Origin of the sequence: Roseomonas gilardii subsp. gilardii, assembly GCF_023078375.1 — a bacterium.
In the GTDB taxonomy this organism is placed as follows: domain Bacteria; phylum Pseudomonadota; class Alphaproteobacteria; order Acetobacterales; family Acetobacteraceae; genus Roseomonas; species Roseomonas gilardii.
Genome location: NZ_CP095554.1, coordinates 3,221,581 through 3,237,927, shown reverse-complemented (window position 1 = coordinate 3,237,927; position 16,347 = coordinate 3,221,581). Strand labels below are relative to the sequence as shown.

Annotated in this window: 13 protein-coding genes and 2 pseudogenes; 14 read left to right on the top strand and 1 reads right to left on the bottom strand. The window is 70.3% G+C overall.

The window, feature by feature from the left end:
* Positions 1-49: 49 nt before the first annotated feature.
* On the bottom strand, positions 50-2,050 hold the full coding sequence (locus tag MVG78_RS14885) for a PhoX family protein (protein ID WP_247552732.1): 2,001 nt from the start codon (positions 2,048-2,050) through the stop codon (positions 50-52).
* A gap of 378 nt (positions 2,051-2,428) precedes the next feature.
* Between MVG78_RS14885 and rpsB the strand changes: the two genes are divergently transcribed.
* The 14 genes and pseudogenes from rpsB to MVG78_RS14815 all read left to right on the top strand — a co-directional run bounded on the left by rpsB (position 2,429) and on the right by MVG78_RS14815 (position 16,315).
* On the top strand, positions 2,429-3,310 hold the full coding sequence (gene rpsB / locus MVG78_RS14880; RefSeq protein WP_247552730.1) for a 30S ribosomal protein S2: 882 nt from the start codon (positions 2,429-2,431) through the stop codon (positions 3,308-3,310).
* A gap of 86 nt (positions 3,311-3,396) precedes the next feature.
* A complete protein-coding gene (tsf, locus tag MVG78_RS14875) occupies positions 3,397-4,311 on the top strand; it encodes a translation elongation factor Ts (RefSeq protein WP_247552728.1) in 915 nt (304 codons plus the stop codon).
* 189 nt (positions 4,312-4,500) lie between these two features.
* Positions 4,501-5,220: a UMP kinase gene (pyrH, locus tag MVG78_RS14870; RefSeq protein WP_247552726.1), complete on the top strand. Its 720-nt coding sequence runs from the start codon at positions 4,501-4,503 to the stop codon at positions 5,218-5,220.
* Positions 5,221-5,233: 13 nt separating this feature from the next.
* On the top strand, positions 5,234-5,806 hold the full coding sequence (gene frr / locus MVG78_RS14865; protein WP_247552724.1) for a ribosome recycling factor: 573 nt from the start codon (positions 5,234-5,236) through the stop codon (positions 5,804-5,806).
* A 35-nt stretch (positions 5,807-5,841) separates the two neighbouring features.
* Positions 5,842-6,585 (top strand): polyprenyl diphosphate synthase, encoded by a 744-nt coding sequence (gene uppS, locus MVG78_RS14860; RefSeq protein WP_247552722.1) that lies wholly within the window; start codon positions 5,842-5,844, stop codon positions 6,583-6,585.
* On the top strand, positions 6,585-7,436 hold the full coding sequence (locus tag MVG78_RS14855) for a phosphatidate cytidylyltransferase (protein ID WP_247552720.1): 852 nt from the start codon (positions 6,585-6,587) through the stop codon (positions 7,434-7,436). Before uppS ends, MVG78_RS14855 begins: the two co-directional genes overlap by 1 nt.
* A 54-nt stretch (positions 7,437-7,490) precedes the next feature.
* Positions 7,491-8,659, top strand: a pseudogene (dxr, locus tag MVG78_RS14850) (1-deoxy-D-xylulose-5-phosphate reductoisomerase).
* 69 nt (positions 8,660-8,728) lie between these two features.
* Positions 8,729-9,841: an RIP metalloprotease RseP gene (gene rseP / locus MVG78_RS14845; RefSeq protein ID WP_428480672.1), complete on the top strand. Its 1,113-nt coding sequence runs from the start codon at positions 8,729-8,731 to the stop codon at positions 9,839-9,841.
* Between the two features lie 125 nt (positions 9,842-9,966).
* On the top strand, positions 9,967-12,324 hold the full coding sequence (gene bamA / locus MVG78_RS14840; RefSeq protein ID WP_247552718.1) for an outer membrane protein assembly factor BamA: 2,358 nt from the start codon (positions 9,967-9,969) through the stop codon (positions 12,322-12,324).
* Between the two features lie 17 nt (positions 12,325-12,341).
* Complete coding sequence (locus MVG78_RS14835) at positions 12,342-13,112, top strand: OmpH/Skp family outer membrane protein (RefSeq protein ID WP_247552716.1); 771 nt, start codon at positions 12,342-12,344, stop codon at positions 13,110-13,112.
* 3 nt (positions 13,113-13,115) lie between these two features.
* Entirely contained in the window at positions 13,116-14,153 is a 1,038-nt protein-coding gene (lpxD, locus tag MVG78_RS14830; RefSeq protein WP_247552715.1) for a UDP-3-O-(3-hydroxymyristoyl)glucosamine N-acyltransferase, read from the top strand.
* Positions 14,150-14,629, top strand: a complete 480-nt coding sequence (gene fabZ, locus MVG78_RS14825) for a 3-hydroxyacyl-ACP dehydratase FabZ (protein WP_247552713.1) — start codon at positions 14,150-14,152, stop codon at positions 14,627-14,629. The genes lpxD and fabZ overlap by 4 nt, the downstream gene beginning before the upstream one ends.
* Positions 14,626-15,458, top strand: a pseudogene (gene lpxA, locus MVG78_RS14820) (acyl-ACP--UDP-N-acetylglucosamine O-acyltransferase). The gene fabZ and the pseudogene lpxA overlap by 4 nt, the downstream one beginning before the upstream one ends.
* Positions 15,455-16,315: an LpxI family protein gene (locus tag MVG78_RS14815; protein WP_247552711.1), complete on the top strand. Its 861-nt coding sequence runs from the start codon at positions 15,455-15,457 to the stop codon at positions 16,313-16,315. Before lpxA ends, MVG78_RS14815 begins: the two are co-directional and overlap by 4 nt.
* Positions 16,316-16,347: the final 32 nt, after the last annotated feature.

The window sequence follows — 16,347 nt, the reverse complement described above, 5'->3', positions numbered from 1 at the left end:
CGGCCGACACGGGGCCTCCGGTGCCATGGCGGCACCGGGGGCGTTCGGGTCAGCTCCCGATGATCCCGCCATCCTTGCGGACGATGCTCACCACGGAGGGGCGGGGCGGCATGTCGTCGCGGAAATCCGGCCAGCGGGTGGTCGGCGCGGCATAGGTCGTGGCCGGGTCGTCATTGGCCGGGTGCTGCACCGCCACGAAGAAGCTCCGGCTGTCGGGCGTGAAGGCCGGGCCACACATCTCCGCGCCCGTGGGGGTGCGGAAGAACATGCGGGTGACGGCACGGCCGCGCCCGGTGGTGTCGCAGGCCCAGATGCCGTCGCCGATGCCGTTCGCCGCCTGCTGCTCGCCCTGGTCGGTGGCGATCCAGAGGCGGCCCTGGCCGTCGAAGGCGATGTTGTCGGGGCAGGCGAACCAGCCGGAGGAGGAGACGCCGGAGCCGTAGGAGGCCTGGTGCTCCTCGATCTCCGGGTTGCCGGCCATGATGAACATCTCCCAGGCGAAGCGGGCGGCGCCGTGGTCGGGCCTGCCGTTGCGGTCCGGGGGCGTCATCTCCAGGATTTGGCCATAGAGGTTCGCGGCGCGGGGATTGGCCTTGTCGGTCTGGTCCGCCTTGCGCTGATTGTTATTGGTCAGCACCACATAGACCCGCCCGGTCACCGGGTTCGGCTCCACATCCTCCGGCCGGTCCATCGGCGTCGCCCGCATCAGGTCGGCGGCGCGGCGGACGTCGATCATGACATCGGCGGCGTTGCGGAAGCCGTTCTCCGGGGTGAGGGGGCCCTGGCCGAAGACCAGCGGCAGCCATTCCACCTGTCCATCATCGCCGAAGCGGGCGACGGAGAGGGTGCCGTGATCCAGCAGGTCGCGGTTCGCCTCGCGGTTCCGCGGGTCGTAGCGGTCGCGGCTGACGAAGCGGTAGAGGTATTCGAAGCGCTGGTCGTCGCCCGTGTAGACGACGACATGGCCTTCCGGGGTGAGGGCGGTGGTGGCGGCCTCGTGCTTGAAGCGGCCCAGGGCGGTGCGCTTCACCGGGGTGGAAGCCGGATCGTAGGGGTCGATCTCGACCACCCAGCCGAAGCGGTTCGGCTCGTTCGGCTCCTTGCCCAGGTCGAAGCGGTCATGGAAGCGCGCCCAGCCCTGCTGCGACTTGCCGTTCAGCCCCATGCGCTTCCAGGCGACGGCTTCCGGCCCCTTCGTGGCGTCGCCGGAGAAATAGGTGTCGAAATTCTCCTCGCAGGTCAGGATCGTGCCCCAGGGCGTGACCCCGCCGGCGCAGTTGCCGATCATGCCGAGGACGCTGCGGCCTTCCGGGTCGGCGCCGGTGCGCAGCCGGGTGTCGCCGGCGGCGGGGCCGGAGATCCGCATCGGGGTGCTGGCGGTGATGCGCCGGTTGTGCGGGCCCAGCACGACCTGCCAGGCGCCGTCCTGCCGCCGGAGCTCGACCACGCTGCCGCCGATCGACTGCATGGTGACGTCCACCTGCTCCCGCGTCAGGGTGTCGCCCATGGTCTTCGCGTCCAGGCCAGGAAACATCATCTGCGCCTCGGGATACTCATGGTTCACCCAGAGCAGCCCGTGGTCCGAGGCGGCCGAGCCGCGGGGCAGCGGCAGGAAGGCCTGGAAGTCGTTGTTGTAGCCGAACTGTTGCGCCTGGGCGGCGGCGGTCTGGCGGTGCGGGTCGAAGTCCGGCGCGCCCGGCAGGACCTTGTCGCCCCAGCGGATCAGCACCCGGGCCTCATAGCCCTCCGCGACGGCCAGGTCGGGGCGCGGCCCGTGCTGGATCTCGGGGAAGGTCAGGCTGGACAGGCCCTGGCCCTTCCCCTGCCCCTGGGCCGGAAGGCTGCCCGCGGCCATCGCCTGGCGCGAGCCGGGCAGGGCAGCGCCGAGGCTGGCCACGGTGGCCGTGCCCAGCACGCTCCGGAAGAAGGAGCGGCGCGCCAGGCGGCGCCCCAGCACGGCCTGGAGGTCGGGCTCGGGGGAGGCGTTCACGCCGATCTCGTCGAGATCGGCATCCGCCGCGGCGAGCGGCTGCTCCACGGTGATGGACATGGGGCCTGTGGATCCCTTGAGGTCGTCGGCGGCTGCGGCATAGCGGCGGCGGGGATCGCGGGACAACCGCGCTTCCGTGTTAACATGCTGATTTAACGGTATTGTCTTATTCGCCCTTACGGCATGGGCATGGGGGCGGAGGTGTGGCGGCGCGGCATGGCAGCCTCCGGCGCGGCCCTCGCCTCTTGCGTGGGCGGCATGACTGTGCCATGTGCCCCACGCCACCTGCGGGATCGTTCCGCCGGCGGCAAATCCGCACGCGGCGCGCCCTTCCGACACAAGCGGCAAGGGTCCGGTGCTCCCCAGGCCATCAGGGCAAGGGGGCTCGGCGCCGCGGAGGTTCAACCGGACTCCATCGGAAGGAAAGGAACGCCAATCATGGCGATGCCGGAAGTTTCCCTGCGCGGCCTGCTCGAGGCGGGCGTCCACTTCGGCCACCACACGCGGCGCTGGAACCCGCGTATGGCGCCCTACATCTTCGGCGTGCGCAACCAGGTGCATATCCTGGACCTGCAGCAGACCGTGCCGATGATGGAGCGCGCGCTGAAGGCCGTGCGCGACGTGGTCGCCGCCGGCGGCCGCGTGCTCTTCGTGGGCACCAAGAAGTCCGCCGCCGAGTACGTGGCCGAGGCCGCGACCCGCTGTGGCCAGTACTACGTGAACCACCGCTGGCTGGGCGGCATGCTCACCAACTGGAAGACCATCACCGGCTCCATCAAGCGCCTGAAGCAGATGGAAGTGCAGCTCTCCGGCGACACCCAGGGCCTCACCAAGAAGGAGGTCCTGATGCTGACGCGCGAGAAGGAGAAGCTGGACCGCGCCCTGGGTGGCATCAAGGAGATGGGCGGCCTGCCCGACATCATCTTCGTGATCGACACCATCAAGGAGAAGCTGGCTATCGAGGAGGCCAACAAGCTCGGCATCCCGGTCGTGGCCGTCTGCGACAGCAATGCCGATCCGCAGGGCGTGACCTACCCGATCCCGGGCAATGACGACGCCATCCGCGCCATCAACCTGTACTGCGACATGGTCGCCGGCGCCGTCTTCGACGGCATCAGCGCCGAGCTGCAGGCCTCGGGCGTGGACCTGGGCGCGGTCGAGGAACTGCCGGAGGAGGCGCTGCCCGAGGGTGTGCTGCCGGAAGAGCTGGCCGGTGACGTGGCCCTGGAGGGCGAGGTCCAGTCCAGCCCGACCAGCGGCCTGCCCAGCGCCGAGATCGAGGCCGAGGCCAAGGCCGCGGAAGACAGCCGCGCCGGCTGAGGCCGCGGCCACCCGGTCCACCGGAAAACGGGCCGCGCGCGGGGTGGAAGCTCCGCGCGCGGGCCTTGCCAATTGAGGAGAACACCATGGCCGAGATCACGGCTGCCCTCGTCCGCGACCTTCGCGAGAAGACCGGTGCGGGCATGATGGACTGCAAGAAGGCGCTGGTTGAGGCGAATGGCGACATGGAAGCCGCCATCGACTGGCTGCGCAAGAAGGGCCTTTCCGCCGCCGCCAAGAAGTCCGGCCGCGTGGCCGCCGAGGGCCTGGTCGCCGTGGCTTCCGCGCCGCTGAAGGCCGCCATGGTCGAGGTGAACGCCGAGACCGACTTCCTGGCCCGCAACGAGCAGTTCCAGAACTTCGTCGCCCAGGTGGCCGAGGTCGCCCTGGAAGTCGGCGAGGATGTGGAGGCCATCAAGGCCGCCCGCTATCCCGGCGGCGAGGGCACGGTGGCCGAGGAGCTGACCCGCCTGATCGCCACGATCGGCGAGAACATGACGATCCGCCGCGCCAGGACCTTCTCCGTGCCCCAGGGTGCGGTCGCGACCTACATGCACAACGCGGTGAAGCCGGGCCTGGGCAAGATCGGCGTGCTGGTGGCCGTCGAGGGTGCCTCCGAGGTTTCCGCCCTGGAGACCCTGGGCCGTCAGGTCGGCATGCACATCGCCGCCACCCGCCCGGACGCGCTGGATGTCGACGCGGTCGATCCGGCGGCGCTGGAACGCGAGAAGGCGGTGCTGTCCGAGCAGGCCCGCGCCTCCGGCAAGCCCGAGAACATCATCGAGAAGATGGTCGAGGGCCGCATCCGCAAGTACTACGAGGAAGTGGTGCTGCTGGAGCAGGTCTGGGTGCATGACGGCGAGAGCCGCGTGCGCAAGGTCGTCGAGAAGGCCGGCGCCAAGCTGACGGGTTTCGCCCGCTTCCAGCTTGGCGAGGGCATCGAGAAGCAGACCGGCGACTTCGCCGCCGAGGTCGCCGCCGCGGCCGGCGTGGGCGGCTGAACGCTTCCCCTGCGTCCCACCCGGGCCCGGCCGCATGGCCGGGGCCGGTGTGTTCCAGAGGCCGCGCGCCCCTCCCGGGGGCGTGCATCCTCCGGCCCGGGGCCGCTGGCCGGGCGGCCCTTGCCCGGCCCCCTTGCCGGGGCTGGGCACCGTTGAGTAACTTCCCCGACCTTCAAGGATAGCCCGCCGATGTCCTCCCCGACCTACAAGCGCGTCCTGCTCAAAGTGTCCGGGGAGGCCCTGATGGGGGCCAGGGATTACGGCCTGGACACCGCGACGCTGAAGGCCATCGCCCAGGACGTGCGGGACGTGGTGGCGCTGGGGATCGAGGTTTGCCTGGTGATCGGCGGCGGCAACATCTTCCGCGGCATCTCCGGCGCCGCCTCGGGCATGGACCGGGTGCAGGCGGACGGGATGGGCATGCTCGCCACCGTCATGAACGCGCTCGCCATGCAGAGCGCTCTGGAGCGGCAGGGCGTCACGACGCGGGTGCAGAGCGCCATTCCCCTGCAGAGCCTGTGCGAGCCCTTCATCCGCCGCCGCGCGATCCGCCACATGGAGAAGGGGCGGGTGGTGATCTTCGCCGCCGGCACCGGCAACCCCTATTTCACCACGGACACCGCCGCCGCCCTGCGCGCCGCGGAGATGAGCTGTGACGCGCTGCTGAAGGGCACGCAGGTGGACGGCATCTATTCCGCCGACCCGCGCAAGAACCCGCAGGCCGAGCGCTACGAAACCCTGACCTATCTGGACGTCCTGGCCCGCGACCTCGCGGTGATGGACGCCGCCGCGATCAGCCTGGCGCGCGAGAACAAGCTGCCGATCGTCGTCTTCAACATCCACGAGCCGGGTGCCTTTACCGCCGTCATGAAGGGCGAAGGGCGATTCACCACGGTCGTCGAGAACTGAGGAATACCGTTTCATGGCCGCCGCCCCGGATTTCACCCATCTCAAGCAGGACCTCATCCGCCGCATGGATGGGGCCCTCGACACGCTGAAGAAGGAATTCTCCGGCCTGCGCACCGGCCGTGCCAGCCCGGCGCTGCTGGAGCCCATCCGGGTCGAGGCTTATGGCGCGAACCAGCCGCTGAGCCAGGTCGCCAATGTCTCGGTGGCCGGACCCGGCCTGCTCTCGGTGCAGGTCTGGGACAAGTCGGTGGTCAAGGCCGTCGAGGTCGCCATCCGGGACTCCAACCTGGGCCTGAACCCGCAGGCCGAGGGGCAGGTGATCCGCGTGCCGCTGCCGCCGCTGACCCAGGAGCGCCGCAACGAGCTGGCCAAGCAGGCCTCCCGCTATGCCGAGGCCGCCAAGGTGGCGGTGCGCGGCGTGCGCCGGGACGGCATGGAGACGGTGAAGGGCTGGGAGACCAAGTCCGAGATCTCCAAGGACGATGCCAAGCGCCATTCCGACGAGATCCAGAAACTGACCGATCAGGCAGTCAAGCGGGTGGACGAGGCGCTCGCGGAGAAGGAAAAGGATATCAAGGCGGTCTGACCCCCGGAAGCCTTGCACAGGATGAAGACCAGCGGATGAATGCGGCGCCCGAACGTCGGCCCGAACCGGCGTCGGCCGCGATGCCGACCCATATCGGCATCATCATGGACGGCAATGGCCGCTGGGCCGCGGCACGGGGCCTGCCCCGCGCCATGGGCCACCGCGCCGGGGCCGAGGCCACCAGGCGGGTCATCGAGGCCACGGCCCAGGCCGGCATACCCTGGCTCACGATCTTCGCCTTCTCCTCGGAGAACTGGCGGCGCCCGGCGCAGGAGGTGCTGGAGCTGACCGGCCTGCTGCGGCACTACCTGCGGCATGAGGTCGCGCAGCTCGTGCGCGATGGCGTGCGGCTGCGGGTGATCGGCGACCGGGCGCGCTTCGGCGCGGAAACCGGGGAGGCCATCCTGCGGGCGGAGCGCGACACCGCCGGCGGCACGCGGCTGAACCTGAACGTGGCGCTGTCCTATGGCAGCCGGGCCGAGATCCTGGCCGCCGCCCGTTCGGTGGCCCAGGCCGTGGCCGAGGGGCGGCTGGACCCGGAGGCACTGGACGAGGAGCAGTTCTCCCGCCACCTCTCCACCGCCGGGATGCCGGACCCGGATCTCATCATCCGCACCTCCGGCGAGCACCGGCTGTCGAACTTCCTGCTGTGGCAGTCGGCCTATGCCGAGCTGTACTTCACCGACGTGCTCTGGCCCGATTTCAACGCGGGCCATCTCCGGGCCGCGCTGGACGAATTCGGGCGGCGGGAGCGCCGCTACGGCGCCGTCGCGGGCTGATGGCGGAGGCGAAGACCGAGGAGAAGCGCTGGCGCGACCTGCGTAAGCGCTTCCTCTCCGCCCTGGTCCTGGGCCCCACGGCGCTGCTCTGCGTCTGGCTGGGGGCCGAGCTCTACACGCTGCTGATCGCCATCTGCATCGCCATCCTGACCTGGGAATGGGTGCATCTCTGCGGCATGCGGACGCGGGCCTTTCCTGGCCTGGGCGTGCCGATCGCCATCTTCCTCGCCGGCATCGTCGCGGTGATCGGGCATTCGGCCTTGTCCTGGGTGGTGCTGGTCGCGGGCTTCTTCCTGGCCTGGATGGGGGCGGAACGCTCGCGCGGGCGCCGGGGCGTGCCGCAGCAGCCGGCGCTGAGCCTGGCCCTCGGCGTGCTCTATATCGGCATCGCCGGCCTCTGCCTGATCGAACTCCGCCACGACAACGAGGCCGGGCGGGACAACATCCTCTTCCTCCTCTCCGCGGTCTGGGCCAGCGATATCGGGGCCTATATGGCCGGGCGGATCGTCGGGGGGCCGAAGCTCTGGCCACAGGTCTCGCCGAACAAGACCTGGTCCGGGGCCGTCGGCGGCCTGCTTTTCGCCATGCTGGTGGGCGCGCTGCTGACGCTGGTGCTGGCCCCCGGCTCCATGGCGCGGGCCGCGGCGGTGGCGGCGATCCTCGCCGTTGCCACCCAGGCGGGCGACCTGCTGGAAAGCGCGATCAAGCGGCATTTTAAGGTCAAGGACACCTCCAGCCTGATCCCCGGCCATGGCGGCCTGCTGGACCGGCTGGACGGCCTGCTGGCGGCGGCGCCCGTGGCGGCGCTGCTGGCCCTGGGAGTGGGCTACGGGATACCCCTGTGGCGCTGACGCCGCGCGGGACAGGCAAGAAGAAGTGGTGACCCAGGGGGTGACGCAGGGGCGATGACGCGACGGATCACGGTTCTGGGCTCCACGGGCTCGGTGGGAAAGAGCACGGTGGCGCTGCTGGAGGCGGCCGCGCCCGGCGAGTTCGCGGTGGAGGCTCTGGTGGCCGGGCGCGATGCCCGGACCCTGGCCGAGCAGGCGCGGCGGCTGCGGCCCGCCATCGCCGTGCTGGCTGACGAGACCTGCCTTCCGGCGCTGCGCGAGGCCCTGGCCGGCAGCGGCATCGCCTGTGCGGCGGGCGAGGCCGCGGTGCTGGAGGCGGCCTCCCGCCCGGCGGACTGGACCATGGCGGCGGTGGTCGGGGCGGCGGGGCTGCGCCCGACCCTGGCGGCGCTGGGCCGGGGCGGCACGCTGGCGCTGGCCAACAAGGAGAGCCTGGTCTGCGCCGGGGCGATCGTGATGCGGGTGGCGCAGGAGGCCGGGGCGCTGCTGCTGCCGGTCGATTCCGAGCACAACGCGATCTTCCAGGCTCTGGACGCGCGCCAGCCTTCGGTGCCGGAGAAGATCATCCTGACCGCCTCGGGCGGCCCCTTCCGTCAGGCGAGCCTGGCCGAGATGGCCGCCGCGACCCCGGAGGCGGCCATCCGCCATCCGATCTGGAGCATGGGCGCCAAGATCAGCATCGACAGCGCCACCATGTTCAACAAGGGGCTGGAGATCATGGAGGCGGCGCATCTCTTCCCCGTGCCGCATGAGCGGATCGAGGTGCTGGTGCATCCCCAGTCCGCCGTGCACGGGCTGGTGCAGTATGCCGACGGCTCGCTGATCGCCCAGCTCGGCACGCCGGACATGCGGACCCCGATCGCCCATGCGCTGTCCTGGCCCGGCCGGCGCCACGTGGATGTGGGGCGGCTGGATCTGGCGGCGCTGGGACGTCTCGAATTCTTTCCGCCCGATCCGGAACGTTTCCCAGCCCTGCGTCTGGTGCGGGAAGCCTTGTCCGCGGGGGCGGCGCCCCCACCATCCTGAATGCCGCCAACGAGGTGGCGGTGGCCTGCTTCCTCGGCCGCCGGCTGGGCTTCCTGGGCATCGCCCGTGTGGTGGAGGCCGTGATGGGCCGCCTGGGCGCACCGGCGATCCCCGATCTGGAGGCCGTGCTGGCCCTGGACGGGGAGGCGCGCCGGGTGGCCGAGGCCGAGGCGCAGCGGATGGGGATGGCCGCCTAGGCTGGGCCAGCCCATATCGAGGTTTTCGGGGGCGAGACCCCAGGGGCAGGACCCTGAGAGGACACTGAGTTGGACGCATTGCTGGGCTCTGGCCGGACGATCCTGGCCTTCGTGGTGGTGCTGGGCGTGCTGGTCTTCATCCATGAGGCCGGGCACTACTGGGCTGCGCGCTGGCGCGGGGTCTATGTCGAGCGCTTCTCCATCGGCTTCGGCCAGGCCCTCGCCCGCTGGACCGACCGGCGCGGCACGGAATGGCGCATCGGCTGGCTGCCCCTGGGCGGCTATGTGAAGCTGCATGGGCAGGAGCAGCCGGGGGATGTGGACCCGGCGGTGCGGGCCGCGTGGCGCGCGGGCGAGACCTTCCACGACAAGCCGGTGCGCGACCGGGCCATCGTGGTGGCGGCCGGGCCGGTGGCCAATTTCGCCCTGGCGGCGGTGCTCTTCGCCGGGCTCTTCATGACCGTCGGCCAGCCGGTGATGAACGCCAATGTCGTCGGCACGGTCGTGGCCGGCAGCGCCGCCGAGCGGGCGGGGCTGCAGGCGGGGGACACCATCCTCTCGGTGGATGGCCAGCCGGTCAGCCGCTTCTCCGACCTGCAGAGCCGCATCGAGCCGCATCCGGGGCAGGCGGTCACCCTGATGGTCCGGCGCGGCGTGCAGGACATGACCATTTCCGCCACGCCCGAATCGCGCGACCGCGACGGCGCGACGGTGGGGGTCCTGGGCATTGCCGCGGGGGCGCCGAGCTTCGAGCGGATGAACCCCGCCGCGGCGCTCTGGGGCGGGGTCGCCAATACCTACGAGGTGTCGAAGCAGACCCTGGTGGGGGTCTGGCAGATGATCACCCGCCAGCGCGGGACGGACGATCTCGGCGGCCCGCTGCGGATCGCGCAGATCTCCGGGCAGGCTGCGGCGCTGGGCCTGCCGAGCCTGATCACCTTCATCGCCGTGCTCTCGGTGAATCTGGGGCTGATCAACCTCTTCCCCATCCCGGTCCTGGATGGCGGGCACCTGGTCTTCTACGCGGCCGAGGCGATTCGCGGCCGGCCGCTTTCCGCCAGGGCCATGGAATACGGGCTGCGGGCCGGGCTGGCGGTGCTGGCGGCCCTGTTCATCTTCTCGACCTGGAACGATCTGAGCCATCTGGGCGTTGTCCGATGGATCACAGGTCTGGCTGGATAACCATACGCTTCGCCTTGGTTGTTGAGACGGGGTTGGCGTTCCCGGGGGCTTGCCGCTAGTTTGCGCCCGCCCCCGTCCGGCCCTTCAGGGTACCGGACGGGGAATGCCGGCTCGGAACCTGGAACTTGAACGCCACACGCGCCCTGCTTCTCGCTGCTACCTGTCTCGTCCCTGTGCTCGCGAGCCCTGCGAGCGCCCAGCCGCAGCGCGGGCGCCAGGGTGCCCCGGCCGCCGCCCCTCGACAGGGCACGGGGCAGGGCATCGTCAGTGGCATCGATGTCGTCGGAAACCAGCGCATCGAAGCGGACACCATCCGCTCCTACATGCTGCTCCAGCCGGGCGACCGCTTCGATTCGGAGCAGCTCGACCGGTCGCTCCGCACCCTTTTCGCCACCGGCCTGTTCCGTGACGTCCAGGTCGGGCGCCAGGGCGACCGCATCGTGGTGCGGGTGCAGGAGAACCCGATCGTCAACCGCGTGGCCTTCGAGGGCAACCGCAAGATCTCGGACGACCAGCTTCAGCCGCTGGTCTCCCTCCGCCCGCGGGCGGTCTTCACGCCCCAGGCGGCCCAGGCCGACCGGGGAAAGATCCTGGAGCTCTATGCCCGCCGCGGTCGCTTCGCCGCCACGGTGGAGCCGAAGATCATCGAACTGCCGCAGAACCGGGTCGATGTCGTCTTCGAGATCAAGGAGAACGACACCGCGCTGATCGGCCGGATCAACTTTGTCGGCAACGAGGCCTTCTCGGACAGCCGGCTGAAGGAGATCGTGGCCAGCCGCGAGGCCGCCTGGTACCGCCCCTTCAGCTCCTCGGATTCCTACGATCCGGACCGGCTGAACTTCGACCGCGAGTTGCTGCGCCGTTACTACCTCCGCCACGGCTATGCCGATGTGCAGGTGACGGCAGCCACGGCCGAGCTGGCGCCGGACCGTTCCGGCTTCTTCGTCACCTATACGATCAACGAGGGGAAGCGCTACCGCGTCTCCAAGATCGACCTGACCTCGGAGCTGCGCAACATCAAGCCGGAGCAGCTCCGCCCGGAGATCAGCCTTTCCCCCGGCGACTGGTATGACGGGGAAGCGGTGGAGAACGCCGTCCAGGCGATCCAGGACCGCGCCAACGAGCTGGGCGCCCCCTTCGCCGAGGCGCAGCCGCGCATCCAGCGCGACCGGGAAAAGGGCACGGTCGAGATCACCTTCGATGTGCGCGAGGGCGAGCGGCTCTATGTGGACCGCATCGACATTACCGGGAACACGCGCACCCAGGACCGGGTCATCCGCCGCGAGTTCCGCGTCGCCGAGGGCGACCCCTTCAACGCCGCGCAGATCCGCCGCTCCCGCCAGCGCGTCCGCGATCTCGGCTACTTCAACGACGTGAACATCACCACCTCGCCCGGCTCGGCGCCGGACCGGGTGGTCGTCAACACCGCGGTCTCGGAGAAGGCCACGGGCGAGATCAGCCTCGGCGGTGGCTACTCGACGGATGCGGGCGCGCTCGCCGATATCGGCCTGCGCGAGCGCAACCTGCTCGGCACGGGCATCGACGCCCGCATCAACGGCACCATCGCGCAGCGCCGGTCCTCGATCGACGCCTCGGTCACCGATCCGTCCTTCCTGGACCGCAACCTCGCCGTCGGCGCGGACGTCTTCTACGTGACCCGCGACCTGCGCGACTATTCGGGCTACGAGGAGCGCCGCTACGGCTTCGCGTTGCGCGCGGGCTACGAGTTCAACGAGTTCCTGCGCCAGTCCTGGACCTATACCCTGTCGCAGCGAAACATCTTCGACATCAGCAACGACGTCACCAGCAAGTACATCCTGGAGCAGAAGGGCAAGACGCTGCTGTCGCAGGTCGGCCAGACCCTGACCTGGGACAAGCGCGACTCCCGCCTCGACCCGACGCGCGGCTACGTGCTGCGCTTCGGTACGGATTTCGCCGGCCTTGGCGGCGACGCGAAGTATGTCCGCTGGCGCGGCGACGCCGCCGTCTACGTGCCCTTCGAGAAACTGCTAGGCGATCCGAAATACGTCCTCGCGGTCAGCGGCAGCGCCGGCTATCTGCAGACCTGGGGCGGCGGCAGGGATCTGATCGTGGACCGCTTCTTCCTGGGTGGCGAGAACCTGCGCGGCTTCGAGGTGGCGGGCGTCGGCCCGCGCGACCGCTCCTATGTGAACGGCGTGCAGAACGACGAGTCCCTGGGTGGCCGCTTCCTCTGGACCCAGTCCACCGAGTTCCGATTCCCGCTGCCGATCCCGGACGAGCTGGGCATCACCGGCCGCACCTTCGTGGATGTCGGCGCCCTGAGCCAGTCCGAGAAGGGCGATGGGGTTGTGGATGACAGCTCGCCGCGCGTGGGCGCCGGTGCCGGCATCTCCTGGGCCAGCCCCTTCGGCCTGATCAACCTCGACTTCGCCGCGCCCGTGGTGAAGAAGTCCTACGACAAGACGCAGGTGTTCCGCTTCGGCTTCGGCACCCGTTTCTGAGAAATTCCGGAGTATCGATGATGAAGGCGCGCACCGCTCTCGCCGCCCTGGCAGTCCTGATTCCCGCCACCCAATGGGCCAGCCCGGCCCTGGCGCAGGACTGGTTCGTGCCGCAGGGCCAACAGCAGCAGACCCGCCCGGCGCAGCCGGCGCAGCAACGCCCGGCGCAGCAGCCGGCCCAGCAGCCGGCACAGCCCGCCGCCGCCAACCGCGCGGCGCTCGGCCCCGGCCAGTCCCCGCCCAACGCCATCATCGGCGTGGTGGACGTGCCGGAGGTGCAGCGCAACTCGACCGCTTTCAACGGGGTGCGCGAGGAGATCGAGCGCCGCCGGCAGAAGCTGAACGAGGACCTGCAAAAGGAGCAGACGGGCTGGCGCGACGCGCAGCAGCAGTTGCAGCAGGAGCGCGCGGCCCTGACCCCGGACCAGCAGCGCAACCCGCCCGAGGCGCTGCGCAACCGGGAGCGCGAGCTGCAGGAGAAGATCACCGAGAGCCAGCGCGTCTTCCGCGACCGCTCGCGGGCCATCGAGCAGGCGGCGCAGACCGCCCTGAACGAGATCGAGCGCGCCCTGGCCGGGGTGGTGCGGCAGGTGGCGGCGAACCACAAGGTGAACCTCGTCCTGCCGCGGCCGCTGGTGATCTACAACGACCCGCCCTTCGACCTGACGGACGAGATCAGCCAGCAACTGAACAAGGTGCTCCGCAGCGTGACCCTCGCCAAGGAGGAGGCGGCGCCCGCGGCGCAGGCTGAGCCGCAGGCGGCCAAGCCGGCACAGCAACGTCGCTGAGCCATGGCGGACACGCGCTTCCATATCCATGCGGGGAAGCGGACGCTGGAGGAGGTTGCGCGCGTCGGAGGCGCCGAGATCCTGCGCGGCGACCCCGCCCTGACCCTGACGGACGTGGCGCCGCTGGACCATGCCGGACCGGGCGAGATTGCCTTCGCCGAAGGGCAGCGCAACCGCGACGCCCTGCGGGCGACGCGGGCGGGGGCGGTGATCGTCGCCGCGTCGATGCAGGCGGAGGCCCCGGAAGGGGCGGCCATCCTGCTGTCGCGCTCGCCGCAACTGGCCTTCGCCCGGATCGCGGGGTTGTTCCACCCACCAGCGCCGCCACGCCCGGGCATCCACCCGACCGCCGTGGTGGGGGAGGGCGCGGAGATCGGCGAGGGTTCCGAGATCGGCCCCTATGCCGTGATCGGCGAGGGCGCGAAGCTGGGGCCGGGCTGCATCGTCGGGCCGCATGCCGTGATCGGCCCGAACTGCGTCTTCGGCGCCGGCTGCCGCATCCATGCCCAGGCCAGCGCCTATTTCTGCCTGGCGGGGGACGGGGTGGTGCTGCACCAGGGCGCGCGGGTGGGGAATGAGGGCTTCGGCTTCGTTCCCGATCCGTCCGGGAATTTTGTGACGGTTCCGCAACTGGGGCGTGTCGTGCTGGAGAACCGCGTCGAGATCGGGGCGAATTCCTGCGTCGATCGCGGGGCGGCGGGCGATACGGTCCTCGGCGAGGGGACGCGGACCGACAATCTTGTGATGCTTGGCCATAATGTCCGGACGGGTCGTGGCTGCATCATCGTGGGCCAGGCCGGGATCTCCGGCTCCACGGTGCTGGGCGACTATGTGACCGTGGCCGCCCAGGCAGGCTTGACGGGACATCTCTCAATCGGAACAAAGGCGCGTATCGGTGCGCAGGCGGGCGTCATGAATGATGTGCCGGCGGGCATGGACGTTCTGGGCAGCCCGGCTCAGCCAGCACGGGACGCGATGCGGGGCTTCGCGGCCCTACGCCGCTTGGCCGCCAAGAAGGTTTCAACGGACAGGACAGAATGAGCGGGCAGGAAGAGCCGCGGGCCGAGGGCGAGACCTTCGAGACTTTCGATATCGCGCAGATCATGGAGGCGATCCCGCATCGCTATCCCCTGCTCCTCGTGGACCGCATGGTCGATGTCGTGCTGGGCGAGCGCGCCATCGGCATCAAGAACGTCACGGTCAACGAGAACTTCTTCCAGGGCCACTTTCCGCGCCACCCGGTGATGCCGGGGGTGCTGATCATCGAGAGCATGGCGCAGACCGCGGCCGTGCTGGTGGTGCGGACGCTGGGCCCCTCCGCGAATGGCAAGCTGGTCTATTTCATGAGCGTCGAGGGCGCGAAGTTCCGCCGCCCGGTGGTCCCGGGCGACCAGCTCCGCATCCATGTGGTGAAGGAGCGGCAGCGCGGGAACGTGTGGAAATTTCATGCGGAAGCGAAGGTCGATGGCACGGTCGTGGCCGAGGCCACTTATGCCGCGATGATTCTGGACAAGTGAGCGTGGCAGAGATCCATCCCAGCGCCGTCGTCGCCGAGGGGGCCCGGCTGGGTGCCGGCGTCCGGATCGGCCCCTGGTGCAGCGTCAGTGCCCAGGCGGTGCTGGGGGACGGCGTCGAGCTCGTCTCCCATGCCGTTGTGGACGGCGACACGCGCATCGGGCCGGGCACGAAGCTGATGCCCTTCGCCTCGGTCGGCCTGCCGCCGCAGGACCTGAAGTACAAGGGCGAGCCCACGCGCGTGGAGATCGGTGCCCATTGCACCTTCCGCGAGCATTCGACGATCCATCGTGGCAGCGTCGGTGGCCATGGCCTGACCCGCATCGGCGACAACTGCCTGATCATGGCCTGCGCCCATGTGGGCCATGACTGCAACCTGTCGGACAATGTGATCCTGGCCAACAACGTCATGCTCGGCGGCCATGTGGAGATCGGCGACACGGTCTTCGTCGGCGGCGGCGCGGCGGTGCACCAGTTCGTGCGCATCGGCCGGCAGGCGGTGATCGGCGGCATGAGCGGCGTCGAGGCGGACGTCATCCCCTATGGCGCCTGCCTGGGCGACCGGGCGAGGCTGACCGGGCTGAACCTGATCGGGCTGAAGCGCCGCGGCTTCTCGCGGCCGCGCATCCATGCCCTGCGGGCGGCGGTGCGGAGCCTCTTCGCCGGTGACGGTGTCTTCTCCGAACGTCTGACCCGGACCCGGGCGAGCTGGGGGAGGACCCGGCGGTGGCGGAGATCCTGGCCTTCGTGGACACGCATAGCCGGCGCGGCCTGATGCGGGCCCGCGTGCATGGGCTGCGCGAGGACGAGGCGCCGGGCGAGGCGGCGTGACATCGCCGTCTGCGCCCCCCCATGCCCCCCGATTGGGCATCTTCGCCGGGGGAGGGGAACTTCCGCTCCGTGTCGCCGCCGCCGCCAGGGCAGCGGGCCGGGAGGTGCGGCCCGTACTGCTGGAAGGCTTCGCCGATCCTGCCGCCTGGGCGGGTTATCCCGGCCTGCGGCTCCGTCTCGGTGCGCTGGGTTCCTCGATCCCTTGGCTGCGGGGCGAGGGGGTGCGGGAACTGGTGCTCTGCGGCCATGTGCGCCGCCCCTCTCTGCTGTCGCTGCGGCCGGATGCGGCGACGGCGCGCTACCTCGCCCGGATTGGCGCGCGCGCCTTCGCCGGCGATGACGGGCTGCTCAGCGCACTGCGGAAGGTCCTGACGGAAGAGGGCTTCTCGCTGGTCGGGCCGGATGCGCTGCTGGACGGGCTACAGGTGCCGCCGGGGCTGCTCGGCCGGGTCGTGCCGGAGCCTGGCCATCTGGAGGATATCCGCCGCGGCGTCGCGGTGGTGCAGGCGCTGGGCCGGCTCGATGTCGGGCAGGGGGCTGTGGTGCAGCAGGGCCTCGTGCTGGGCGTCGAGGGGATCGAGGGCACGGATGCGCTGATCACCCGCTGCGGCGCGCTGCGGCGGGAGGGCCGTGGCGGCGTGCTGGTGAAGCTGGTGAAGCCGGATCAGGACCGCAGCCTGGATATGCCTTCGCTGGGGCCGGCCACGGTGCGCATGGCGGTCCAGGCGGGGCTGGCGGGAATCGCCTTCGAGGCGCGAGGGGCGCTGGTGATTCAGCGGGAGGACATGATCCGCGTGGCGGATGAGAACGAGATCTTCCTGCTGGCCATCAGGCCCGAGGACTATGCCGCTCGCTGAGCCGGGCTGGGGCCCGGCCCCGCGCGGCACAG

What these genes read in the sequence shown, in the direction of transcription:
- tsf (WP_247552728.1), top strand. Translation starts at nt 3,397, where the DNA reads ATGGCCGAGATCACGGCTGCCCTCGTCCGCGACCTTCGCGAGAAGACC.
- pyrH (WP_247552726.1), top strand. Translation starts at nt 4,501, where the DNA reads ATGTCCTCCCCGACCTACAAGCGCGTCCTGCTCAAAGTGTCCGGGGAG.
- MVG78_RS14885 (WP_247552732.1), bottom strand. Translation starts at nt 2,050, where the DNA reads ATGTCCATCACCGTGGAGCAGCCGCTCGCCGCGGCGGATGCCGATCTC.
- lpxD (WP_247552715.1), top strand. Translation starts at nt 13,116, where the DNA reads ATGGCGGACACGCGCTTCCATATCCATGCGGGGAAGCGGACGCTGGAG.
- frr (WP_247552724.1), top strand. Translation starts at nt 5,234, where the DNA reads ATGGCCGCCGCCCCGGATTTCACCCATCTCAAGCAGGACCTCATCCGC.
- uppS (WP_247552722.1), top strand. Translation starts at nt 5,842, where the DNA reads ATGAATGCGGCGCCCGAACGTCGGCCCGAACCGGCGTCGGCCGCGATG.
- rpsB (WP_247552730.1), top strand. Translation starts at nt 2,429, where the DNA reads ATGGCGATGCCGGAAGTTTCCCTGCGCGGCCTGCTCGAGGCGGGCGTC.
- fabZ (WP_247552713.1), top strand. Translation starts at nt 14,150, where the DNA reads ATGAGCGGGCAGGAAGAGCCGCGGGCCGAGGGCGAGACCTTCGAGACT.
- MVG78_RS14855 (WP_247552720.1), top strand. Translation starts at nt 6,585, where the DNA reads ATGGCGGAGGCGAAGACCGAGGAGAAGCGCTGGCGCGACCTGCGTAAG.
- MVG78_RS14835 (WP_247552716.1), top strand. Translation starts at nt 12,342, where the DNA reads ATGATGAAGGCGCGCACCGCTCTCGCCGCCCTGGCAGTCCTGATTCCC.